Annotated in this window: 21 protein-coding genes; 11 read left to right on the top strand and 10 right to left on the bottom strand. The window is 37.5% G+C overall.

The features are described 5' to 3' along the window. Nucleotides 1–79: 79 nt before the first annotated feature. A complete protein-coding gene (gene putA / locus PQG54_RS04380; RefSeq protein ID WP_271788693.1) occupies nucleotides 80–3,721 on the bottom strand; it encodes a bifunctional proline dehydrogenase/L-glutamate gamma-semialdehyde dehydrogenase PutA in 3,642 nt (1,213 codons plus the stop codon). A 196-nt stretch (nucleotides 3,722–3,917) separates the two neighbouring features. Between putA and PQG54_RS04375 the strand changes: the two genes are divergently transcribed. Beyond that, a complete protein-coding gene (locus tag PQG54_RS04375; protein WP_271788694.1) occupies nucleotides 3,918–5,177 on the top strand; it encodes a Glu/Leu/Phe/Val family dehydrogenase in 1,260 nt (419 codons plus the stop codon). 12 nt (nucleotides 5,178–5,189) lie between these two features. Here PQG54_RS04375 and PQG54_RS04370 read toward each other — a convergent pair whose 3' ends face one another. Further along, on the bottom strand, nucleotides 5,190–6,854 hold the full coding sequence (locus PQG54_RS04370; RefSeq protein WP_271807702.1) for a carboxylesterase/lipase family protein: 1,665 nt from the start codon (nucleotides 6,852–6,854) through the stop codon (nucleotides 5,190–5,192). 198 nt (nucleotides 6,855–7,052) lie between these two features. On the opposite strand from PQG54_RS04370, the gene PQG54_RS04365 reads away from it, so the two are divergent. Together PQG54_RS04365 and PQG54_RS04360 are read left to right on the top strand one after the other, a co-directional pair. Then, nucleotides 7,053–7,745, top strand: coding sequence for a glycine zipper domain-containing protein (locus PQG54_RS04365; protein WP_271788696.1), 693 nt, complete (start codon nucleotides 7,053–7,055; stop codon nucleotides 7,743–7,745). 1 nt (nucleotide 7,746) lies between these two features. After that, complete coding sequence (locus PQG54_RS04360) at nucleotides 7,747–8,214, top strand: hypothetical protein (RefSeq protein WP_271788697.1); 468 nt, start codon at nucleotides 7,747–7,749, stop codon at nucleotides 8,212–8,214. Between the two features lie 65 nt (nucleotides 8,215–8,279). Here the strand turns inward: PQG54_RS04360 and PQG54_RS04355 are convergent, their stop codons facing one another. The 6 genes from PQG54_RS04355 to PQG54_RS04330 all read right to left on the bottom strand — a co-directional run bounded on the left by PQG54_RS04355 (nucleotide 8,280) and on the right by PQG54_RS04330 (nucleotide 15,252). Beyond that, on the bottom strand, nucleotides 8,280–8,621 hold the full coding sequence (locus tag PQG54_RS04355; protein WP_271788698.1) for a DoxX family protein: 342 nt from the start codon (nucleotides 8,619–8,621) through the stop codon (nucleotides 8,280–8,282). A gap of 125 nt (nucleotides 8,622–8,746) precedes the next feature. Continuing rightward, nucleotides 8,747–9,769, bottom strand: a complete 1,023-nt coding sequence (locus PQG54_RS04350; protein ID WP_271788699.1) for an isocitrate/isopropylmalate dehydrogenase family protein — start codon at nucleotides 9,767–9,769, stop codon at nucleotides 8,747–8,749. 84 nt (nucleotides 9,770–9,853) lie between these two features. Continuing rightward, nucleotides 9,854–11,611, bottom strand: a complete 1,758-nt coding sequence (locus PQG54_RS04345; protein WP_271788700.1) for an aminopeptidase P family protein — start codon at nucleotides 11,609–11,611, stop codon at nucleotides 9,854–9,856. A 25-nt stretch (nucleotides 11,612–11,636) separates the two neighbouring features. Then, complete coding sequence (locus PQG54_RS04340; RefSeq protein WP_271788701.1) at nucleotides 11,637–12,143, bottom strand: GNAT family N-acetyltransferase; 507 nt, start codon at nucleotides 12,141–12,143, stop codon at nucleotides 11,637–11,639. Further along, nucleotides 12,140–13,045, bottom strand: a complete 906-nt coding sequence (locus PQG54_RS04335; RefSeq protein WP_271788702.1) for a 50S ribosomal protein L11 methyltransferase — start codon at nucleotides 13,043–13,045, stop codon at nucleotides 12,140–12,142. Before PQG54_RS04335 ends, PQG54_RS04340 begins: the two co-directional genes overlap by 4 nt. After that, complete coding sequence (locus PQG54_RS04330) at nucleotides 13,042–15,252, bottom strand: ATP-dependent helicase (protein ID WP_271788703.1); 2,211 nt, start codon at nucleotides 15,250–15,252, stop codon at nucleotides 13,042–13,044. The genes PQG54_RS04335 and PQG54_RS04330 overlap by 4 nt, the downstream gene beginning before the upstream one ends. A 56-nt stretch (nucleotides 15,253–15,308) precedes the next feature. Here PQG54_RS04330 and PQG54_RS04325 point away from each other — a divergent pair, with 56 nt between their 5' ends. From PQG54_RS04325 to PQG54_RS04300, 6 genes are all read left to right on the top strand, one after another. Further along, the gene (locus PQG54_RS04325; RefSeq protein ID WP_271788704.1) at nucleotides 15,309–16,037 is read left to right on the top strand and encodes a JAB domain-containing protein; all 729 of its coding nucleotides are present in this window, start codon (nucleotides 15,309–15,311) and stop codon (nucleotides 16,035–16,037) included. Nucleotides 16,038–16,068: 31 nt separating this feature from the next. Further along, the gene (locus PQG54_RS04320; protein WP_271788705.1) at nucleotides 16,069–16,845 is read left to right on the top strand and encodes an N-formylglutamate amidohydrolase; all 777 of its coding nucleotides are present in this window, start codon (nucleotides 16,069–16,071) and stop codon (nucleotides 16,843–16,845) included. Beyond that, a complete protein-coding gene (locus PQG54_RS04315) occupies nucleotides 16,833–17,672 on the top strand; it encodes a shikimate dehydrogenase (protein WP_271788706.1) in 840 nt (279 codons plus the stop codon). Before PQG54_RS04320 ends, PQG54_RS04315 begins: the two co-directional genes overlap by 13 nt. Nucleotides 17,673–17,679: 7 nt before the next feature. After that, complete coding sequence (coaE, locus tag PQG54_RS04310) at nucleotides 17,680–18,276, top strand: dephospho-CoA kinase (protein WP_271788707.1); 597 nt, start codon at nucleotides 17,680–17,682, stop codon at nucleotides 18,274–18,276. Beyond that, complete coding sequence (gene dnaQ / locus PQG54_RS04305; protein ID WP_271788708.1) at nucleotides 18,273–18,959, top strand: DNA polymerase III subunit epsilon; 687 nt, start codon at nucleotides 18,273–18,275, stop codon at nucleotides 18,957–18,959. Before coaE ends, dnaQ begins: the two co-directional genes overlap by 4 nt. Nucleotides 18,960–19,115: 156 nt before the next feature. Beyond that, the gene (locus PQG54_RS04300; protein WP_271788709.1) at nucleotides 19,116–20,141 is read left to right on the top strand and encodes a lipid A deacylase LpxR family protein; all 1,026 of its coding nucleotides are present in this window, start codon (nucleotides 19,116–19,118) and stop codon (nucleotides 20,139–20,141) included. 121 nt (nucleotides 20,142–20,262) lie between these two features. Here the strand turns inward: PQG54_RS04300 and PQG54_RS04295 are convergent, their stop codons facing one another. Then, on the bottom strand, nucleotides 20,263–21,645 hold the full coding sequence (locus PQG54_RS04295; protein WP_271788710.1) for an MATE family efflux transporter: 1,383 nt from the start codon (nucleotides 21,643–21,645) through the stop codon (nucleotides 20,263–20,265). Nucleotides 21,646–21,746: 101 nt separating this feature from the next. Here PQG54_RS04295 and cysS point away from each other — a divergent pair, with 101 nt between their 5' ends. Both cysS and PQG54_RS04285 read left to right on the top strand, forming a co-directional pair. After that, nucleotides 21,747–23,102 (top strand): cysteine--tRNA ligase, encoded by a 1,356-nt coding sequence (gene cysS, locus PQG54_RS04290; RefSeq protein WP_271788711.1) that lies wholly within the window; start codon nucleotides 21,747–21,749, stop codon nucleotides 23,100–23,102. Between the two features lies 1 nt (nucleotide 23,103). Next, entirely contained in the window at nucleotides 23,104–23,877 is a 774-nt protein-coding gene (locus PQG54_RS04285) for an RNA methyltransferase (protein WP_271789521.1), read from the top strand. Nucleotides 23,878–23,889: 12 nt separating this feature from the next. Here PQG54_RS04285 and PQG54_RS04280 read toward each other — a convergent pair whose 3' ends face one another. Next, entirely contained in the window at nucleotides 23,890–24,423 is a 534-nt protein-coding gene (locus tag PQG54_RS04280; protein ID WP_271788712.1) for an HdeD family acid-resistance protein, read from the bottom strand. Between the last annotated feature and the right edge of the window lie 56 nt (nucleotides 24,424–24,479).

Below are 24,479 nucleotides of genomic sequence, written 5' to 3'. Positions count from 1 at the left end.
ATAGATATTTTAATGAGATCATCATAAAAGTCGATTATAGGAAAAAGGAGGATCTTTTAATCCTCCTTTTTTTTAGATATTATTCAATTGTCATCAGGGACGCATTACCCCCTGCAGCAGTTGTATTAATACTCACAGATTGTTCTTCCATTAAGAAGTCACTTGGGTTCAAATTTTCACTGACATCAAATGCAGACACAATACCATGTTCAGTAAATGACAATTTTTGACGTGCTTGCTCAAATTCAGAGAAGTCTTTTTCGCCTAAAATAACAGAGCAAGGTTTTTGATTTGCTGCATTGACTTTGGTAATTTGAGCGACAAGCTGTTGTGGTAAATGTTCATACCAGTGGGTAATTTCGTTTGAAGCAAGTAATAAAACCGAATTACCAGATCCAAGCGCAAGTGTTATTTGGCGGAGCAAGATATCTTGTGTTTTTGCAACGCATAATACCGCACCACGAGGGGAAAGTTTATAGATATTTTCTTCTCCAACTGGGCCTTTTAATTCAACTGAATTGCCGACTAAACAATGAGATAAAAGCTCATGGGCTGTATGAGCAAACTCAGGTTGATGTTGTTCAAGCCATCTAATCCATTGTTGTGCAACTGTTGGAGGTGTTTGTTTTGGTAAAGCTGTATAAGAAGGGCATTGTTTTAACAATCTTCTGATAATAAAAGGCGCACCAGCTTTTGGACCTGTTCCAGAAAGACCTCTGCCGCCAAAAGGTTGAACACCAACAATGGCACCAATAATATTACGGTTGATATAAATATTACCTGCGTGGATTTTATTGGTTGTGTTTTCGATCATTTCACCAATACGAGAATGCACCCCAAAGGTCAGTCCAAAGCCAGTATTATTGATGGTATCAATTAAATGATCGAGTTGATTACGTTTATAACGAATGACGTGCAAAACAGGACCGAAGACTTCGTCAGGAATATCTGAAATTTGATTGATTTCGACAATGGTTGGCATCATGAAAGTGCCATTTTTGGCTTGTTCAGGTAATGGTAACGACCAGACTTTAAATCCTTTACCCTTCATATACTCGACATGTTTATTCAAACGATCCAAAGCTTCTTGATTGATAACAGGACCAATATCTGTTTTAAGAGTAATGGGGTTTCCAACAACTAATTCATTGGTTGCACCACGTAACATGGTCACAACACGATCTGCACAGTCTTCTTGAACGCATAATACACGTAATGCTGAACAACGTTGACCAGCACTGTCAAAAGCAGAAGCAATAATATCAACCACGACTTGTTCAGCAAGCGCAGAAGAATCGACAATTAAAGAATTCTGTCCACCCGTTTCTGCAACAAAAGGAATAATGTCACCAGCAGGGGATCTTCTATTTGCAAGGCTTTTAGAAATCTCACGGGCTACGGCTGTTGATCCTGTAAACATTACTCCATGAACGTCTTTATGAGAAACTAAGGCTGCACCAATATCCCCTTTACCAGGTAATAATTGTAGGACTTCAACAGGGATACCTGCTTCATGAAGAATTTGAACCGCTTTTGCAGCAATTAAAGGGGTTTCTTCGGCAGGTTTAGCCAACACGGGATTACCTGCAGCTAAAGCAGCAGAAACTTGTCCAAGGAAAATAGCAAGAGGGAAGTTCCAAGGACTGATACAAACGACTGGACCACCCAAAGCAATATGTGTTTTGTTATTATATTCTTTTTCAATGGTTTTGGCATAATATCTTAAGAAATCAACAGCTTCTCTAACTTCTGCCAATGCATTCAGAAAAGATTTACCTGCTTCTCGAACAATCAACCCTAATAAAGAATAGAGTTGTCCCTCTAAAAGGTCAGCAGCTTTTAATAACGGAGCCGCTCTTTGTTCAGGTGAAGTTTCAGCCCAATCTTTGGCTGCTTTGACGGCAGATTGAAAAGCTTGATTAACTTCTTCAGTGGATGCCTCGACAACTGTTCCAACTTTATCTTGATGATTGGCTGGGTTTAACACATCAATAGCTTTGTTTTTTGCTTTAATCGCCTTGCCTGCGACGATCGGTAAAGACTCCCAAGTCGTTGGCGACGAATTGAGCGCTTTAGATAGGGCTTCTAGGGTAAATTCATCGTTAAAATCAATTCCCTTTGAATTTAATCTGTCTTTTCCATAAATAGCTAAAGGTGCTTTGATTGAAGCATGAGGGCTACCAACTGGATTAATTTTTAATGCTTCAGCTACAGGATCAGCAATAAGTTGATCGATGGAAATTGACTCATTACCAATTTGATTAACAAAGGAAGAATTTGCACCATTTTCTAATAAACGACGTACTAAATAAGCCAATAAAGTCTCATGTGTGCCAACAGGTGCATAAATTCTACAAGGTCTTGATAAATGTTCTGCCTGAACAACCTTGCTATATAATTGTTCACCCATCCCATGTAAGCATTGGAATTCATATTGTTCTGGATCGTAATTTTTACCAGCAAGCGCATAAATAGTTGTCAATGTTCTGACGTTATGGGTTGCAAATTGCGGGAAAACGGCATCACGATGAGCTAATAATTTACGTGCGCAGGCAATATAACTGATATCAGTGTAAATTTTTCTGGTATAAACAGGGAAGTCCGATTGCCCTTCAACTTGAGCTTTTTTGATTTCACTGTCCCAATAAGCACCTTTGACCAAACGGATCATTAAACGGCGATTAGTACGGCGGGCGAGATCAATTAAATAATCAAGCACATAAGGACATCTACGACCATAGGCTTGGACAACAAACCCAATACCATTCCAATTTTGTAGTTCTGGATGCCGGCAAATGGCTTCCATTAAATCGAGTGAAAGTTCGAGACGTTCACTTTCTTCTGCATCAATATTAATACCAACATTATATTGTCGCGCCAAAAGAATTAAGTTTGTTAAAGTGGGTAATAATTCTGCCATGACTCTGTCATGTTGCGCACGGGAATATCGTGGATGTAATGCGGATAATTTAATGGATAATCCCGCGCGCTCATATACGCTGCTCCCTTGAGTAGATTTGCCGATGGCATGAAGTGCATTTTCATAATCAATACGATAATTTTCTGCATCTTCTTTAGTAATTGCAGCCTCACCAAGCATATCATATGAGTAACGAAAACCAATTTTTTCTAATTTTTTACTATTTTTTAAAGCATCTTCGATTGTTTGCCCAAGTACAAACTGTTCACCCATCATACGCATTGCCCTATCAAGGCTAAGGCGGATAACATTTTCACCGCGGCGTTTTGCTAACTTGGTAAGTGCCGCAGCAAGATTGCCTTCTTTAACTGGCGTGACCAACTTTCCCGTAATAGCCAATCCCCACGCCGCAGCATTCGTAAAGATCGGTTTTTTAAAACCAGCATGAGACGTCCAATCCCCAGTACTGATTTTATCACGAATCAATGCATCACGTGTTTCGACATCTGGAATACGCAATAATGCTTCTGCAAGGCACATCAATGCAACACCTTCAGCAGAAGAAAGAGAGAATTCTTGGACAAGGGTTTCTACACCTTTTAAGTTGCGGTGTTTTCTTAGATATTGAGTAAGTGCTTTTGCATGATTTTTAATCTGTGCATTCATCGTATCTGATACTGTTGCTTCTTGAATAAGCGATTGAATACAATCCATTTCAGATCGACGAGTTGCCTCAGTAATTTTAGCTCTTAGTGGAGCTTGTGAATGTACAATATCATCAAATTGAGAAAAAACAGACATAGAGAACCTCGATGTTGAAGTGCAAGATGAGCACAATTACCATTATGCTGGTTATTACATGAAATATCTATTTGTTAAAGTATAATTTAAAGGGGTTTCATAAGTTTTATTGAACACTTTAAGTTTATTTACCGCGAACGAAAATTAAGGTTAGTATCCAGCTAGATTTCACTAATATTAAGGATATAAAAGGATTATGTTCGATATTTATGGTGGCCCTGTATTTGGCATGGCACGTCAGCAATTCTTACAAGCAGCAGATATTTTAGAAATTCCAACCGATCAACGTGATCGGTTGCTGTACCCAAAAAGAGCTATTGCAGTGACTTGCCCCATTCATCGTGATGATGGGTCAACAGTTGTTTATGAAGGCTATCGTGTGCAACATCACCTGAGCTTAGGACCAGCAAAGGGTGGGGTTCGTTTTTCCCCACATGTTGATATTGGTGAAGTAGCTGCACTATCTTTATGGATGAGCTGGAAATGCGCATTAATGAATCTGCCTTATGGTGGTGCAAAAGGTGGCGTACGTGTTGATCCTTATTCTTTATCCCCAAAAGAATTAGAAGCATTATCAAGACGCTTTATGCAAGAGTTAATTCCTTTTGTTGGTCCACACGTTGATGTGATGGCTCCTGATATTGGTACAAATGAACAAGTCATGGCTTGGTTTATGGATACCTATTCTAATGATGCTGGTCAAACCGTAACAGAAATTGTTACAGGCAAACCAGTGAGTTGTGGTGGAACTGTTGGGCGTAGAGAGGCGACCGGTCGTGGCGTCACCCATACAATTGTTCGTGCAGCAGAAGAAATTAATTTAAATCTTGCTCAATCAACAGCTGTGATTCAAGGATTTGGAAATGTTGGTTCTGTTGCAGCGAATGAATTACATGCTTTGGGTGTTAAAATCCTAGCGATCAGCGATCATACTGCTGCTTACCATGATCCAAAAGGGTTGAATATTCCTGAAATTATAGACTATGTCTCAAAACATGGTGTATTAAAAGGATACTCATCAGAATGCTTGACTGATCCTAACGCCATTTTAACTATTAAATGTGATGTATTAGTTCCCGCAGCTGTTGAACGTGTTATTACAGAAGAAATCGCTAATAAAATTGAATGTAGAATTCTAGCTGAAGCAGCTAATGGTCCTACAACTCTTGAAGCAGATGCTGTATTCGCCAAACGTCCAGAAGTGTTCATCATTCCTGATATTTTATGTAACTCTGGTGGGGTTACTGTCAGTTACTTTGAGTGGGTTCAAGATTTACAACAATTCTTCTGGGAAGAAGAAGAAATTATTAGTCGTATGAAAAAAATCATGGATAAAGGGTTTTACGATACGGTTAAAAGCGCCAAAGAATTAAAAGTAAGCAATCGTATGGCTGCAACTTGTGCGGGTTTAAGACGCGTCAATGCTGCTAAACAAGCCAGAGGCTTATTCCCATAAGATTGTAATGTATTAACGTGTAGGATATTTTGGTAAATTTACTTTTGCTGGAATCTCCTGCACTAGCATGTTAGCCTTATATTTTTTAAGATTAAAAAGTTTTTCAATAAAATTTAGCCTATTTTCAAAAGGGTCTTTTTCGAACCTAATCCCACTCATTGAAAAATTCAATAATTGTTTAGGGGCTTGATTTACAGAAAGGAAATTCGGGAAACCGGTAACTGATGGGTTACCATTCTTGGCAAAATTGACCCAAGATGTCATTATTGCTTTGGCCATTGCCCTGTCTTGATTACTTACAGACTGATAAACACTATTTAAATTATTGAATACAAAGGGAACTTCTGAAAAATGTGGCGCCCCATAGGAACTATAAGAACGAGCAGTATCAGCAATATATGAAAATCGATAACGATAAACTGGAACATTTTTCTTAACGAATTGTTGTGTTAATCTGCGGGTAGGTTCTAAAAATTGGATATCTGCAATAATTTGACGAACAACATTCATTTCAGATTTATTTCTGTTTGGATTATATATCTGATTAATTTCATCGTTGGTCGTCTCTAAATCTTTATTTAAATCAGGTAATGTAACTTTAGAAAGCAAAACGCCATCGCCATCATTATCTCCGATTAATAACGGAACAGGATAAAAATCACCTTTTTCATATGCATCTTCAAGAGACTGGGTTAAAAGTGTTTGATCGATAATCAATCCAGCGAACATATCAGATTTTAAATTTTGAATGTTGAGATCACCCACAATATCATCGGTTGGCAGTGCTCTCAATTGTTTTAAAATATCGATATCATTCCCTGAAATATGATGTTTTTGAGTAAAGTTGCTGCCTTTGAGTTCAGCTTGATCTTTTGGGGTAGGAGGGAAGGCACGTGTATGTCCAGTTCCAGATTGAATAATTGCTTTATTAAATAATCCCTTTGCTTCTGGAATAGTCATCAAAGATAAAATGGAGGCACCACCAGCAGACTCTCCAAAAATTGTCACGTTATTACTGTCACCACCAAAAGATGGAATATTGTTTTGAACCCATTTTAAAGCAGCAATTTGATCCATTAAACCATAATTGGCAGATTTATATTCTTCATTTTCACTATTCAGGGCAGGATGGGTGAAAAATCCAAATCGACCAAGTCGGTAGTTAAAACTTACGACAACTATTCCTTGTTTCGCAAGTTCGGAAGGATCATAAACTGGTAAAGAACTTCCCCCAGAAACAAATCCACCCCCATGTATCCAAATCATAACAGGATAGAAATGTTGGTTATTTAAGTTGGCAAAATAAGATTGAGGGGCCCAGATATTTAAATATAAACAATCCTCACTTGCCGTGTGAAAAGATGGATCTTTGTCCCAACTATTTGGTTTTTGACTGCACATTGGAGCAAAATCAGTAGTTTTCTTTATATTTTGCCATTCTTGTACAGGTTGAGGCGGAAGCCATCGATAAGAGTTAATCGGAGGAGCTGCATAGGGAATTCCTTTAAAAATGGCTAAACCATCATTAAAATATCCTTGGATTTTCCCTGCATTCTGTACAGAAATAATAGGTGTACTATAAGATTGTATTTTCTGAGTATCAGCAAAAGACGCTGGCATGGTTAAATATATAATCTCTATAAATAATATTGATCTGAGTAAGCCTAGTACAACCATGTTATAAGTCTTTAGAAATTTAGTAAATGCTAATCCTTTTACAGAGAAGCCTTGTAAAGATAAAGTGATTTTAATGAAAGTGACAAAATTACAACCTCATTTGTGTATATAATATCAAGCATCATTTATTAATAGATAAGCTTTGTATTTATTGTAAAACAATCAAATTACAATAAAAAAAATTAAGGTGATTCATATATGTTAAATTTAAATTTTTCAAAAATTCTTGCTGTTAGTACGGCTTGTATCATGCTCTCAGCATGTAGTGCAACAAATAACCCAAATTTAACTCCAGAACAAAATAAACAAAATCAACGTAATGCGCAGTATAACAATACGTTAGGAACGGGCGCAGTGGCAGGTACTGCTCTGGGTGCATTGGTAGGGGGACTTGTTGGTGGTAAAAAAGGACTGTTAATTGGCTCATTAAGCGGGGCAGCCGTTGGAACAGGAGCAGGATACATGGTTGCTGATAGAACCCAAAGCCAGCAAATGACAGAAGACGATTTAAATAAACAAATTGCTGCTGCACATCAAATCACCTTGACCGCACAAGCCGATGCACAACAAGCAGCACAGCAAGTAGACGCGGCGCAAAAGCAATTAGCAACGTTGAATCAACAAATTGCGTCTAAGAAAATCACAAATGCTCAATATCAACGAAAATTAGCTTCTATTCAGCAAACATCTAATAATTTGAATAATAAAATTAATTATTATTCAGAGCAAAGCCGTCAAATGCATCAATATGCAACCTTATCAAAAGATCCTCGTTTTACACAAGAAGCACAACAAACTGATGATGCGATTAGTCGCTTAAAATATGCGGAAAATGTGTTGGCAACAGGAATGGGGGCTCAACCCTCTGGATACAGTCAAACAAGAGGGTAAAATGATTCAATCTTTACGTTTTTTCGTACCATTTACAGGCTTTTTATTTCTAGTAGGATGTTCTTCTACGCAAAATTGTAATCCAGATCAAGCGAATTTCTTTTCTGGAATTGGATGTTCTGTGGGTGGTGGGTATCAAAATAGAACTCAAGATTTAAAAAATCAGTTGGGTAGCGAACAACAAAGCGCCACACAACAACAACAGCAAGCACAACAATCTTATCAGCAAGCCAATCAGTTGCAAAATGATATTGCTCAGCGCCGAAATGAGTTGAGCAAGATTGATAGTCAAGCATGGGCTGTACGTCAAAAGCTTCAAAAAGCAAAAGCGGATCACTCTATGAGTTCACAAGAGATAAAGCAAAAAGAAAAGCAATTAGCAAATTATAACGCTAAACGAGCTAAAGTATCAACTGATCCTTCACAGCAAGATATCAATGCCTTATCGAATATTCTAGGCAATATGTAAATGCAAAAATAGCTCTTTTATAACTATAAAAGAGCTATTTACTTCATGACGATACGCTATATTTTCTATTTTTTACATTTTTTAGAAAATAGAATTGATAAAGCAGCAAGAACACCAAAGCTGTCGATTGCTAGCTCTTCTTTTCTGTTATGTTTGAAGCCAGTTACCAATAAACATAATGCAGACCCAGCCAAAAGTAGTGCACCTAGCTTAGATGTTTTTTTACAACCAAGCATTGCAGCACCCGCAATCTGAGCGCCACCAAGAGTTTTCATATTAGATTCAGACCAATTTAATTGCGCAAATCTTTTTGCTTGGATGTCCACTCCTAGAACCTTACTGATACCACAAGCTGCAAATCCCAATCCGACAAGAGCGCGCCATATTTTTTTACAATGCTTAGCCATTTTAAACTCCTTTAAAAGCCATACCTTGAGTATAATATTTTTTATAAACAAAGTTAATATCAAATATATAAAAATTAAAAATGTTATTTCTAGGGCAATACATAGGATAACATTCCTGTTTTTTATTAAGCGATTGCTCGTTTTAATGCAGCAGTCATATCGCTGGTTGATGCATTCCCGCCCAAATCCTTAGTGCGGACTTTGTCATGAACAACCACTTTTTCAATGGCAGATTCAATACGTTTCGCCAAATCAACACGATTAACATATTCCAACATCATGGCAGATGCACGTAATACTGCCAACGGATTAGCCATATTCTTACCAGCAATATCAGGGGCAGAACCATGAACTGCTTCAAACATGGCTGCTTTCTCACCAATATTGGCACCAGGAGGCATTCCCAAACCACCGATTAATCCAGAGGTTAAATCAGACAAAATATCACCAAACAAATTGGTTGTTACAATAACGTCATAGGTTTCTGGTTTTAAAACCAATTCCATAGCACAGGCATCAACAATACGTTCTTCACATGCAATTTTACCTTCATATTCTTTGGCAACTTTACGACCTTCTTCTAAAAATAAACCGCATAGTTCTTTTAGAATATTGGCTTTATGAACCAAAGTCACTTTTTTACGATTGTTTTTAACCGCATAGTCAAACGCATATTTTACAATACGACGACATTCGGTTCTGGAAGTATATCCAGCGCAAGTTGCAATCGCTTTTGGATCATCACCCACGGGGATATAATGCTCCATCGCAGCATAAAACCCTTCAAGATTTTCACGAACCAAAACAATATCAACATTTTCAAAACGTCCGCCTGGAATTAAGGTGCGAGTAGGACGAACATTGGCATATAAACCGAATTCTTTACGAAGGGTTACATTGATTGAACGGAATCCTTTACCTACTGGAGTGGTCAAAGGACCTTTTAACGCCAATCCTGTTTTATGAATACTATCAATCGTTTGTTGAGGCAAAGGATCACCAGAGGCATCAACTGCGGCCATGCCTGCCAATTGTTTATCCCATTGAAATGGGGCTTTGATTGTTTCTAAAATCTCAAGAGTAGAGGCAATAATTTCTGGACCAATACCATCACCAGGGATAAGGGTTACGGGAATTAAATCAGACATTTAAAATTTCCTTTAAGGTTAAACTGTAATAAACAACGATTGATAAGCCATTATAATCCTTTTTTATAAATACAAAAGGAACAACTATGTTACATCGGAGCAAACCTGTTGTAACCATTGTTTTTCGTTCTTATTAAGATGGTGTGATATTTTATCAAATACTTGTTGATGATACTGGTTTAACCAATTTTTTTGGTTTTTGGATAACATTTCTGTATCAATAAGGTTTTTGTCAAAAGGCACCAATGTTAAAGGTTCAAATTGTAAAAAATTATTATGAGTGGCGGCGGTCACCAGCAATAAATTTTCCAAACGAATGCCATACTGACCAGAAAGATAATATCCTGGTTCATTGGAAATAATCATTCCTTCTTGCAAAGGAACAGGAAAAGGAATTGAGGAAATACGACAAGGGCCTTCGTGAACTGAAAGATAACTACCCACCCCATGACCCGTTCCGTGATCGTAATCTAATCCTTTTTGCCACAAGGAATATCGTGCCAAAACGTCTAATCGACTTCCTGTAGTGCCTTTTGGAAAAATAGCAGAGGATATCGCAATATGCCCTTGTAATACGCAGGTTACGGCCTCTTTTAAATCTTGAGGTGCTATATTTTTTCCTAGCCAAATGGTGCGTGTTATATCCGTAGTGCCGTCAAGATATTGCCCACCGCTATCAATTAAATAAGCTTTACCTTCTGTTAGAATTGAACAATTTTCAGGGGTAGCATGATAGTGAATAATTGCACCATTGGCACCAACGCCTGAAATAGCTGGGAAGCTTTCTTCTTTATAGAAATCACCACCAGCCTCTTGTCTGAAACCATTAAGTTTTTTAGCAACCTCGACTTCACTATGACCCACACCATGATGCTCTAACCAATATAAAAAGCGACACATCGCCACCGCGTCTCTAAGGTGGGCTTGACGTGATCCTTCTTGTTCAATTAAATTTTTACGAGATTTGGGCAACGTGCATGGATTGCTCCGTTTACTAAAAGTAACCTCATGTTTTTTAAGAGTTTGTATAAACCAGATCGGCGTTTGCGCTGGATCAAAAGCAATATTCGTATTTGCCAAGGCGATTAAGTCGGTTTCCAACTCTGTATGAGATTTTAAAAGAACATCATTCCCTAAAAATTCGGATAAATTGTTTATATATTGTTCAGTGTCAGCATATAAGGCAACTTCGTTCTGAGTAATAATCGCAAACACCAGTGGAATAGGCGTATAAGGCACATCTGAGCCTCTGATATTTAATAACCAACAAATAGAAGCTGGATCGCATAAAATATACGCATCTTCTTGATTATCAATTAATGCTTGTTGGAGAATTTCGATCTTTTCATGATGATCTTGACCTGAAAATTGAATGTCATGAGGAACAATTGGATGGTGAGGTGGGGAAGGCTGATCGTGCCATATTGCATCGATCGGATTGGCTTCTATTGGAATTAATGTGATAGAAGGATGCTCAAAAGCTTTCAAATCTTTTTCACTCATCAGTTTTGGATCATATCCAAGCTTAATAGAGGGTTGATTTTGCTCTATAATCCATTGAAGAGGAGGATGTTTGGAAATATGAAAACTTTCCCAATGGTCTTGATTAAGTTCTTGCTGCATTTGCAAAATATAACGACCATCTGAAAAAACAGCAGCTTTTTGATCTAATATAACAGCCATACCTGCACTGCCAGTAAATCCAGTCAACCAAGCCAAACGTTCTGCATAGGGTGCGACATATTCATTCAGAAATTCATCGCCTCGTTGAATAATAAAGCCATCAATCTGTTGTTGTTTAAAGATAGCGCGTATTTGGGCAAGCTTTTGTGCAGAATTCATCGTTTCTTGGACTTTTCAATAAGGTTTAGTCTTCAGTCGTTAAAATTTTATACATAAATAAAAGGTTTAACCATTGATCAAATTTAATTCCTGTTTGAGGTAAAATCCCACCATGTTTAAACCCGAACCATTCATGTAACCGAACAGAAGCTGTATTACCCTCGGTAATAGCGGCAATCATTGCATGAACTTTATGGTGTTGAGCATAAGCAATCAGATCTTTGAGTAAAGCTTTACCTAATCCTTTTCCTTGAGCATGAGGGGATACATATACTGAATGTTCGACGGTATACTTATATCCGTCATAAGCTCTGAATGAGCCATAAGAGGCGAAGCCCAAGACTTTTTGAGTTTCATCAACCGCAACAAAAACGGGAAAGCCAGCTTTTTCTCTGGCTTCAAACCATTGTACTTGCTCTTGGTAAGTTCTTGGAATGGTCATCCAAAAAGCAGTGCCATGAATGATCTCATGATTTGTAATTTCAAGGATGCCTCTGAGGTCTGAGGGAATAGCATGTCTGATATGGGTCATGATTTTGTCGGCTTATAAAGAATTAATGCGGCCCAGCTGCCTTGTATGATTTTTTCTTGTAATTTAAGCCCTTGGCGTTGATGAGCAATCAAAACCATAGGGATCTGCGTTGCCAGTAATCCAGATAGGATAACTCGCCCACCAGGAGCCAAATTTTTCGCTAAATCTTTGGCCATTTTGCATAAAGGTCGTGCTAGAATATTGGCAAAAACAAGATCAAAGGGGGCTTTTTTACGAATAGACGGTGATAACCATCCATTACCATGTTCACAGACAATTAAATTTCTTAATCCATTACGAATAACATTTTGCTTGGCTGCACGAACTGACCAAGGTTCAATATCAACAGCCAGCACTTTTTTATTTAATAAAGCCCCAGCACCCATTGCCAAAATGCCTGAACCACAACCAAGGTCTAAAATGCGTTGTGGTTTCAGATGGGCAATTTTTTCAAGCGCAATCAAACAGCCCCGTGTTGATCCATGCTCGCCCGAGCCAAATGCAACCCCTGCATCCAAGGTTAACACAAGATGAGAAGGGGATGGTGTATCATCTAAATGTGTTCCACGAATGATAAATCTTTTTCCGATGGCTTGTTCAGGAAAGGCTTCATAGGTTCTGGCCAGCCATCCATCGGTCTCGGTTGTTTTTCTTTGTAACTCAGGGGAAATACCAGAAATACTGTTGGCTAAGGTTAAGGCATTGGCAAGCTCTTCTTCGCCATAACCAACATCTTTGATGCCTTCCAAGCGCCAGATATTATTATCGGAATCTTCCTCGAAAATACCAACGGTTGGACAAATGGTGCCTAACGCATTTTCAAAGATTTCTACATGTTCTTCTGGAACAACAACAGAAATGGTTTCCAGAGCAGAGGCGTGTCTTTTTGTTTTTAATGTCATGATTCTAACGTTACAAAGCTGTCAATTACGTGTTTAATATCTGATTTATCAAAATCAACTTCAAGTTTATTATTTTCAGTGCTGAGAACAGTCCCATGTCCAAATTTTTGATGAAAGACACGGCTGCCGACTGGAATATTCTTGGATTGAGGTGCGGTATAAGAGCGTTTGGATTGTGTATAAGAGGTTCCTTGTGAAGATTCAGCCGAAAATTTGGGCGAAGAATAACGATCATAATAATCATTATTTCTTTTTGAACGATTTTGACTTTGCTTAAGATGAGAAGTTCGTTTTGTATGTTTATCTGAAAGCTCTTCTACAAAACGACTGGGGATAGATGATTGCCATTGTCCATAAATCTGTCTGTTCGCTGCATGAGAAATAAATAACCGCTGTTTGGCTCTGGTAATTCCGACATAAGCCAACCTGCGTTCTTCTTCAAGACCGTAATTGCCACTTTCATCCATTGTGCGCTGAGAAGGGAAAAGCCCTTCTTCCCAACCAGGCAAGAAAACAATATTAAACTCTAACCCTTTGGCAGCATGCAAGGTCATTAAGTTAACTTTATCATCACCTGACAAATCATCATTATCCATTATCAAAGAAATATGCTCTAGAAACTCGACCAAAGTTGGAAACTCAGCTGTTGCTTGGAAAAGTTCTTTAATGTTTTCCAGCCTACCAGCAGCTTCGGGTGACTTATCTTGTTTCCACATGTCAATATAACCACAAGTGTTTAGCAAATCATCAATGGCACTGACGTGACCCTCTGTTTCGATTTTCTTTCTGGTTTGATCCAACTGATTCATTAATTGTGTCAGCTCTGTGTATATTTTTCCTTTGAGCTGATTGTTAATTAGCAAATAATCAACTGCTTGCAACATTGGAACGTCAAGTTCACGTGCGGTCATATGTATCTTTTGTAATGCGACGCTGCCGACACCTCTTCTGGGCACATTAATAATTCTTTCAAGAGCCAGATTATCATTCGGCTGGGCAACGATACGCATATAAGCAATAGCATCTCGGATTTCTGCACGTTCATAAAAACGTAATCCGCCAATAATTTTATAAGGCAAACCCAACATAATCATACGTTCTTCGAATGGTCGAGTTTGAGAGCCAGTTCTCATTAAAATCGCCATATCCCCATATTGATGCCCGTCTTTTTGTAAAGCAATTATTTGATCACAAATTAATCGTGATTCTTCATCTGAATCCCATACAGAGGCAATATGCACTTTTTCATTTTGAAGCGTTTCATTTGCTGCTTGTAGTGTCTTTCCCAAACGTTGCGAGTTATGATCGATTAATTCCGAAGCTGCACCAAGAATATGTTGAGTTGATCTGTAATTTTCTTCTAGGCGAATAATTTTGGCATTGGGAAAGTCTTTTTCGAATCGCAAAATATTAGCAACCTCGGCACCACGCCAAGAATAGATCGATTGATCGTCATCCCCAACGCAACAAATATTCGCAACTTCGTCGGATCGTTGTGCCAAAAGTCGTAACCATAAATATTGGATCGTATTGGTATCTTGATATTCGTCCACCAATATGTATTTGAAATACCGTTGATATTTTTGTAAGATTTCTAGATGTTGATTAAAAATGTTAAAAACATGCAACATCAAATCCCCAAAATCACAAGCATTTAATTGCTGTAATCGCACTTGGTAGGCGTGGTATATTTCTTGAATAATAATATTTTCTGGAGTATTTTTTTCGGATGTGGGTAAATTCCCAAAGGAGTAGCCTTTATCTTTCCAAGACTGGATTGTTCCCAAAATAAGCTGGGGAGGGGTCGTTTTTACATCAATTGGATAAGAAGGAATAATTTGTTTAAGTAATCTGATTTGGTCATCAGTATCTAAAATTGTGAAATTAGAAGTTAATCCCACAAGATGTGCATTAATTCTTAGCATTTTAGCACAGATCTTATGAAAGCTGCCTAACCATAGTCCATCAACGGGTTGTTGAATTAAATGAGCAATTCGCTCACTCATTTCCTTTGAAGCCTTATTGGTAAAGGTAACAGCCAATATTTGATTAGGATATGCTTTGCCAGTTAACAAAATATGTGCAAAACGGGTTGTTAATACTCTGGTCTTGCCAGTACCTGCACCAGCCAGAACTAATACTGGTCCTTCTATGGTTTCCACGGCTTCGCGTTGCGCTTGATTTAATTGGTTAAGATACTCGGTCATAATTTTGTAAATAACTTTGATGAATTACTATAAAGCAACATAAAACAAGATTTAAGATGAATAATTCTTTTTTACCGCCTGTTTCAAAAAGAAGCAAACAATTTACCACTCTGAATGGCGTTGGACATCGGGGAAGGATGCGCTCAAAGCTATTGCAAAAAGGTGGACAAGCTTTTGAGGATTACGAGCTTCTCGAAATGTTGCTTTATTTAGTCATTCCAAGAAGAGATACAAAGCCATTGGCAAAACAGTTAATTAATAGTTTTGGCTCGTTGGATGGGGTGTTTACTGCTTCGAATGAATTATTAGAAAAAGAGAAATTATCTCAAGAATTAATACAGTTAATTGCATTATTAAAACAGATAACCGAACGGTTTACTTTACCCGATTTTCATAACCGTCCCTATTTAAAGCGCTGGAAGGATGTGATTGTTTATTTAAATGAATATCCAATGGACAAAAACGACAATCACAAACATATGTTGCGGTTGCTTTTCCTGAACAATCAACAAAAACTTATCTGTGATGAGTATATCTTACATGAAAATACAAAATCAATTTCATTAATCATACAAAAAGCACTAAATCTTTACGCAACCCATTTAATCACAATTTATTATGGTGTAGGTAATGAATTTACACCTTTAATGCGAAAAAATGAAACGAAATTTTCGATGATTCTACAGAGTTCAGCCCATCATTTTGATTTAAATTTAGGCGATCATATTATTTGTTTTGATTCTCAATATTTCAGTGTTTTAAAAAGTACCAATCTTAGCATATAATCAAAACTTGTTTTTATTAAAGGAGTCATTAATGTTATTGCGTCAACATGATCCCAACCCTGTCTCTATAATGAATGAAAAGTCATTATCTCCTTTTTTTATGGTTTGCGATCATGCTGGATATGCTATTCCAGATCAACTTAAAGATCTCGGATTACCAGAAAAAGATCGCTATCGCCATATTGCTTGGGATATTGGCATTAAAAACGTTGGTGAACAGCTATCGAAATTACTAGGTGCGACATTTATTACGCAAACTTATTCCAGATTAGTGATTGATTGTAATCGAGGGGAAAATAATCTCTCCTTAATTGCGGAAAAAAGTGATAATTCACTAATAAAGGGCAACCAAAACCTTAGTTCAGAGCAAAAACACGATCGTATCAATGAGATTTATAGCCCTTATCATTATACCATCTCAACATTAATTGATGAACGTTTGGCAACAAATATACAAACAATTTTTATTTCACTTCATAGTTTTACCCCAGTTATGAATGATGGATTTCAAAGACCTTGGCATGCTGGGATTTTACATGGTCGTAACAATCAATTTTCTATGATTTTTAAAGAAATACTTGAAGAAAATTATCAATATCCAATCGGTGATAATGAACCTTACGCTTTAACGGAACAAAATGATTACACGGTTCCAACACATGCTTATCAAAGAAACTTACCCTATTTAGAATTAGAAATTCGACAAGATTTGATCACATCAACTGATCAGCAATTTGAATGGGCGGAACGATTATCGCTTTTATTACCCATGGCATTAAAGGAGTATCAAACCCAATGCAAATTATAACAGGTAAAGCCAAAATCGCTGCCGTATTGGGATGGCCGATTGAACATTCGCGCTCGCCTTTGTTACATAATTTTTGGTTGCAAAGACATCAGATTGATGGCGCTTATATTCCTTTGGCAGTCAAAGCTGAAGATTTTAAAGATGTTATTCAAACTATGAAAGCAGCTGGTTTCAAAGGATGTAATGTCACCATTCCTCATAAAGAAGCTGCTTATCAATGTTGTGATATCGTCGATGAGACGGCTAAAAAGATGGGTTCGGTGAACACATTATGGTTTACAGAAGACGGAAAAATATGTGGTACTTCTACGGATGGGGATGGGTTTGTTGCTAATCTCAGAGATGCAGGTATTACATTAACCAATAAAAAGATTTTGATTTTAGGGGCAGGCGGAGCAGCACGTTCCGTAGCTTATTCTTTATTGCAAGAAAATGCACAAATTACCATAACCAATCGAACGTTGGAACGTGCAGAACAGCTTGTGCAAGATTTAAATTCTGGACGAGTTATCGATTGGCAGTCATGGACTAAAGAGCTTGGGAGTTTTGATCTGTTGGTCAACACAACGTCTTTGGGCATGGAGGGTAAAGAAGATTTTCAATTTGATTTACAAAATGCAAGTAAAAATTTGGTAGTGACTGATATTGTCTATGTACCAAGAATAACGCCTTTGTTAAAAGCTGCTGAACAAAAGGGGTTGAAAACCGTTGAAGGTCTTGGAATGTTATTGCATCAAGCACGTCTAGGGTTTTCAAAATGGTTTGGTGTTGATCCGATTGTCGATCATGAACTAACAGAGTTTGTTGCTAATAGTTTAAAGAAATAACCAGCTTATGAAAATATTAGGGGTTACAGGCAGTATGGGGATGGGGAAAAGCACGGTATGTGCTTTATTCCAACAATATGGTTTCCCAGTTTTTGATGCAGATCGTGTGGTTCATCAAATACAGGCACCTCATGGCAAGGGCTTAAAAAAGATAGAACAGACCTTCCCTGGTGCAGTTAAAAATAATGCCTTGGATAGGAATTATTTACGTCATTTAATTGTTCAAGATCGAAATAACTTAAAGAAAATTGAACAAATTATTCTACCAATGGTTGCTCAAGAAAGAGATAAATTTATTCGTTTGGCACAAGCCAGAGGAATTAAATGGTGTATCTTGGATGTGCCATTACTTTTTGAGAAAAAAATTAATTTACTTTGTACCAAAACGTTGGTGGTCGCAGCACCAGTCAATATCCAGAAAATTAGAATATTAAAACGTAATAAAATTACATGGGAACAAGCCAGAGCGTTTATAGATGCTCAAATCCCATCTAGAACCAAGTGTAAAATGGCTAATATTGTCATTCAAACAGGCTTATCCAAAGCACACACATTTTTCCAAGTAAAAAAAATTATTCGCTTAATGCAGGCAGGTCAATTATGAATCAACGTTCAATTCTATTTGATACAGAAACAACAGGTGTCGATCCCGATAAGGGAGATCGCATTATTGAAATTGCAGCAATTGAGCTGATTAACGATTTGCCCACTGAAAATTTTTATCACGTCCTTGTTGATCCAGAAAGAGATATTCCCATCGAAGCAACGCGAGTTCATGGGATGACGATCGAAGATTTAAAAGGAAAACCTAAATTCAAAGAAATTGCTAATGATTTTTTAGAATTTATTCAAGACGATCCGTTGGTTGCCCATAATGCCCCGTTCGATTTTAAATTCGTTAATGCCGAACTCAGTCGTATCAAACGTCCTATCATTTCACTAGATCGCATGATTGATACGTTAAAACTAGCGAGGGCAAAATATCCACTATCTCCCAATAGTTTGGATGCCTTGTGTCGACGATTTTCAATTGATTTATCACAACGTACAACTCATAACGCATTGTTGGATTGCAAGCTGCTGTCCGAGGTTTATATTCAATTAACAGGAGGAAGGCAAAGAGGGCTTGGGTTTGCCAATCAAGGGTCAGAAAAAACTGGAAAAACATATCGCCAGTTACAAGAGCATACACCAATTTTTGTCAAACCCACTCAACAAGAACTTGAAGCTCATCAAAAGTTTCTGCAAAAAAAAATATCTAATGCTTTATGGGATCAAGATAGCTAGTTCAGCTTCAATCGCTGAATAGCAGCGTTGCAAATATGTTTCTATACACGATTAAATGAGTTAACACTGCTAAAGAAATCTTTTCTTTTAAAAATTTAAGCCGTAGATAAGAAAGAACGTTTTCCATTTTTCTTATGTAAGGTTATAGGGCATATTATGAGCAATAAAAAACGCTTATCTGTTTCTAGCTTTTTATTAACGACAGCTATTGTTTCAGGTGCTGTTTTATCTTCACCCTCAGCACATGCAACCCCAAAACAAGACCCTTATAATACATTAACTTTACAATGGGAAAATGACGCGGTTTCAACTCAAAGTGGAACATCTGATCGTTACTATACCAATGGATTAAGAGTCGGTTGGACATCACCAACAGATAGCCTTCCAACGCCCATCGCAGATATGAATACATTTTTATTGGGCAAGGGAATGCAACGTATTCATTGGGGTTTACAACAAATGATGTTCACCCCAAGTGATACCAGAGCTTATGCGCGATTACCTCATGATCGTCCTTATGCTGGCGTATTACTAACAACGGTTAATTTGATCAGCGATACTGATACCACACGTAGTGTTTTTGGTATTCAAGCTGGTTTAATGGGACCTGGTGCTTTGGGACGTCAAGTGCAAAATGGTTTCCATAGTATTATTGGGGATCATAAAAATAACGGTTGGCACAATCAGTTGAAAAATATGCCTGTTTTCCAAGTGCAAATGGGACGTACATGGCGTTATAAATTTGCACAATTAGGCAATGTTGATTTTGATGTATTACCTTCTGCAAATGGTGCAGCAGGTAACTATAAAACTTTTGCACAACTTGGTGGAATTGCTCGTTTTGGTCAAGGATTAGACAGTGACTTTGGCCCATCTCGTATTGGTTCTGGCAATGACGGTACTGACGCTTACGTTGGAACGCGTTTTGTAAATTGGTATGTTTTTGGCGGGGTTGATGGGCAGGCAGTTGCTTATAACTCTACGCTTCAAGGCGATCCAACACATTCTCATCAACAGCACGTATCTAAAAAATGGGGTGTTGGTGAAATTGTTGGTGGGGCTGCTATTATCGTCAAAGGTTATAAAATTGCCTATACGCAAACTTGGCAAACACAAGAATTTAAAGGACAAAGAAGCGGTCTATTTAACTATGGATCTGTTTCTGTATCGTTTAAATTCTAATCAAACTACATAAGTTAAGATTTATTTAAAACCCCATTAAAATGGGGTTTTTTTATTAGCTTATTTATTCCTTTTTAGTCCTTCGATTGTTAAATAAAAGTAGACATATAAAATTAAAGGATTATCTTAACGCACGCCTCAACATTTTCTTTGGATTGCGTGTAAGTAGGTAAAATCTAACTGTTGCTAGGAAGGCAATAACCGCCAACCCAACCCCCATACCTGCCCAAATACCTGGTGCGCCAAAATGTTTATGAAAAGCAAACCATACACTTAATGTATATCCAACTCCCCAAAAGCTAATTAATGCTAAAATCATAGGAATAGTGGTATCTTTAAGTCCTCTCAAAGCCCCCATTGCAACGGTTTGTATTCCGTCAACAACCTGGAATAATCCGACGACCTGAATAATCGCAATTGCAATCGCAACAGTATTGGCATTATCCGGAGAAGATGCATCAAGAGAAAGACGAACAACCAAATAGGGGAAGAAAAAGATAATCGCACAGACAAAACTCATAATAAGTGCACTTAATCCAATAGAAAGAAAACCACTTCTTTTTGCACGATATGGCTTTTCCGCCCCAATCCAATAACTTACCCTGACATTTGCAGCTTGTGAAATTGCCAACGGAATCATAAAGGTAAATGTGGCAAAGCTAAGGGCAATTTGATGTGCTGCAAGGGATTCTGTTCCTAATTTTGTCGCATTAAAATTGGCAAACAAGAAAAGAAGTATTTCCGCAGCTGAGCTGATACAAATCGGAAACCCTAATTTAAAAAGAGGGCGTAACAAAGATAAATCAATAGCAAAAGGATATAAATATTGTTTTAAATCTTTTTTACAATGAGCTACCCCAATCAAAATAAAGCTGGACATCCATAAAGCCAGAGTTGTTCCTAATGCAGATCCATAAAGTCCCATTTTAGGCGCTCCCCATAGACCATAGATAAAAGCGGCATTAAATAGACCATTGATGACCGCGGTAATTGGGGTAATTTGCAAAAGAATTTTTGAAGCATTCAAAGCCGGTAAAATGACCCTGATTAATCCAGCACCAGCAATAAGAGGGGGTAAGCCCCATAATAAAATCAGCATAAAATTACGAGATTTTACTAAAATTTCCTGATCATGTTCCCCATTCCATTGTAAAAGTGTGCTGGAATGATATAAAATAAAAAAACAAGGAATACATAAAAGTAATCCGAAGATATAGGTTGTATAATAAATCTTGGAAATATCTTTGATTTTTTTTGCACCAATATTTTGAGCAATTAAAATCGCAGCAGCACTGAGAGCAGATTGAAAAACAATGCAAATCGAAAAGAATATATTGGTTGTTAATCCCCCAATTGCCAAGGTTTCTTTATTAACATGACCGAGTAATATGGTATCAGTGACCCCCATTGCCATTTGAAATAATTGAGCAAAAGCAATAGGGATTGCAATATAAGCAATGGCGACTAATTCATTCTTAAAGAAACTTCGTGTATTATTTTGCATTTGATGATCTATGGAACAAAGAAAAAAGACTTGTAATTTTGAGTAAAGAAAATAAAAAACATTAGATAGCTTTGAAATAGAGACAGTAAAGAAAAGAAAAAATGAGTAAATTAAATTTATCGTTATATGACAGTCGTCAACACAAGGTGGTTCCTTTTGTTGCTTTGGATCCTTTACATGTTCGTCTCTATTTTTGTGGACCTACAGTATATGATTTTTTACATATTGGTAATTTACGGGCAATGCTTACCGCCGATATTTTAGTAAGGACGCTAAGATCATTATATCCCAAGGTTACATATGTTCGTAATATCACAGATGTTGATGACAAAATCAATGCTCGTGCAAAATTAAATAATGAATCCATACAATCTTTAACACAAAGAACCACCCAAGATTTTCATCAAGATATGCAGTCTATGTATATATTACCCCCTGATGTTGAACCGCGTGCTACTGAACATATTAATGATATTCAACAAATGATTTCTCAACTTATAGAGAATGGACATGCTTATGCAGCCGAGGGACATGTTTTATTTTCTGTTCCTTCTTATAAAGATTATGGTCACTTATCAGGTAGAAATCCAGAAGAGTTAATCGCAGGGGCGAGGGTAGAGGTTGCAACCTATAAAAAGCACCCAGGCGATTTCGTTTTATGGAAACCATCAAATGATGATGAACCAGGATGGGATAGTCCATGGGGTAAGGGGCGTCCTGGTTGGCATATTGAATGTTCTGCGATGTCCTATCGTTATCTCGGGGAAAGTTTCGATATTCATGGGGGTGGGCATGATTTATTATTTCCTCATCATGAAAATGAATGTGCGCAAAGTCTATGTTGTTTTCCAGAAAGTCAATTTGCTAACATTTGGGTTCATAATGCCATGTTATTAGTCGATGGTGAAAAAATGTCCAAATCTTTGGGGAATTTCTTTACTATTCGTGAAATATTAGCACAACATAATCCCGAAGCTATTCGTTTTGCGTTATTACAAGCCCATTATCGTTCTGTATTAAATTTTTCTCAAGCAGGATTAAAAGAAGCAAAACAAATTATGGATCGCTTTTATCGTGCATTATCTGCTTTTGAAAGTGATCTAGATCAAACTGATGATTTACCAGAAGCTTTTACAGAGGCTATGTCAGATGATCTTAATACACCGAAAGCATTGATGGTGATGCATCAATTGGCAGATCAAGCACTAAAGGGGAATAAAGAAGCAGCTACACAACTTAAATCTGCTGGCCAGCAGTTGGGGTTATTTAACACAATACCCTCGAAATGGTTTCAAAATACAGATAAAGCACAGCAAATAGAAGCGTTAATTGAACAACGTAATACTGCTAAAAAAGCGAGAGATTTCACAACAGCTGATCGTATACGCGATGAATTAAAAGACCAAGGCATTGTGCTAGAAGACAGCCCCAATGGCACAATATGGAGGCAAATATAATATGACTGGTAAAGATGGTGGCGCGGATTTAGTGCCTATCGGAAATACTCCAATCGTTATTCTAGTAAGACCACAACTTGGTGAAAATATTGGAACTGTTGCCAGAGCGATGGCAAATGGTGGATTATTTCATCTAAGGCTTGTTGCGCCTCGTGACGGATGGCCTCAATCTATTGCATGGAGAGCCTCTTCTGGTGCTGATCGCTTATTAGATAATGCCCAAATTTTCGAAACGGTTGAAGACGCAGTCGCTGATCTTCATCATGTTTTTGCAACTTGCCCACGCCCACGTCACATTATTAAACCTTTACTGACTGCTCGTGGTGGTGCGCTAGAGATGCGTGAGATGACCAATCGAGATTTAAACGTTGGAATCTTGTTTGGTCCAGAACGAACGGGTTTAGAAAATGACGATTTTGCTCATACAGATTATTGGATCAGATACCCATTAGACCCACGATTTATGTCTTTAAATCTGGCTCAAGCCGTGATGATTATGGCCTATGAATGGTGGATGGCAACAGAACAAACACCTCAACGTCAACTACAAACAAACGGTACGCATATTGCCAATAAAGGTGAACTTGAAAATTTTATGTCTCACCTGGTAAAAGAACTCGATCATTGTGGTTTTTTACGTAATGAGCAAAAGCGTCCAGGAATGGTTCGTAACCTTCGTCACTTTTTTCAAAGAGGAGAGGTGACAGATCAAGAATTACGAACCCTACATGGTATTGTCTCTGAATTAGTTCGAGGACCGAAGAAAGACAATTAATATATATTAATATTATTGTTTGATCTTATTTTTTAAATTAAGACCCAGCTGTATCCAACCAGCACCAACAAAAATAAGGTCAAACGCAATCATAAAACCAATAAACCATAGTCCGCTCAAAGGTTGAATAAAGAGCATAGCCCCTACGATAATACCCATAATACCACTAAACATTAAAAATCCCCAACCGCCTGTTGATTTATGGTTTAATGCAATCATTATTCGCATGATGCCACCAAAACAAAAACAAACCGCCAGAAAAGTTGTAAGAATAAGTGATCCTAATACGGGTCCTTTAACAAGTAAAATTCCCCCAATTAAATAAACAATTCCCGCTAAGGCAGAAAAGATAAAACCTTTCCAACCTTTGACGTAACAAGCGTGAAAAATTTGAGCAATACCAGTAAGAATTAATACAACCCCTAAGGCAATAACCACAGCAATTGTCACGAGAACTGTATCAAGGAGTGCCAAACATCCTAAAATAAGTGTAATAATACCCAAGCCAACAAACCATTTCCACTTTTGTGCAAATAATTCTTCCATTAAAAACTCCTAAAGTAACGTTATTTGTTATTTATGCTATGCGTTTTAATATAGTT

This window comes from Commensalibacter communis (genome assembly GCF_947179015.1).
GTDB lineage: Bacteria > Pseudomonadota > Alphaproteobacteria > Acetobacterales > Acetobacteraceae > Commensalibacter > Commensalibacter communis.
The sequence above is the reverse complement of the archived record's forward strand: the minus strand, read 5'-3'. Positions and strand labels throughout refer to the sequence as shown.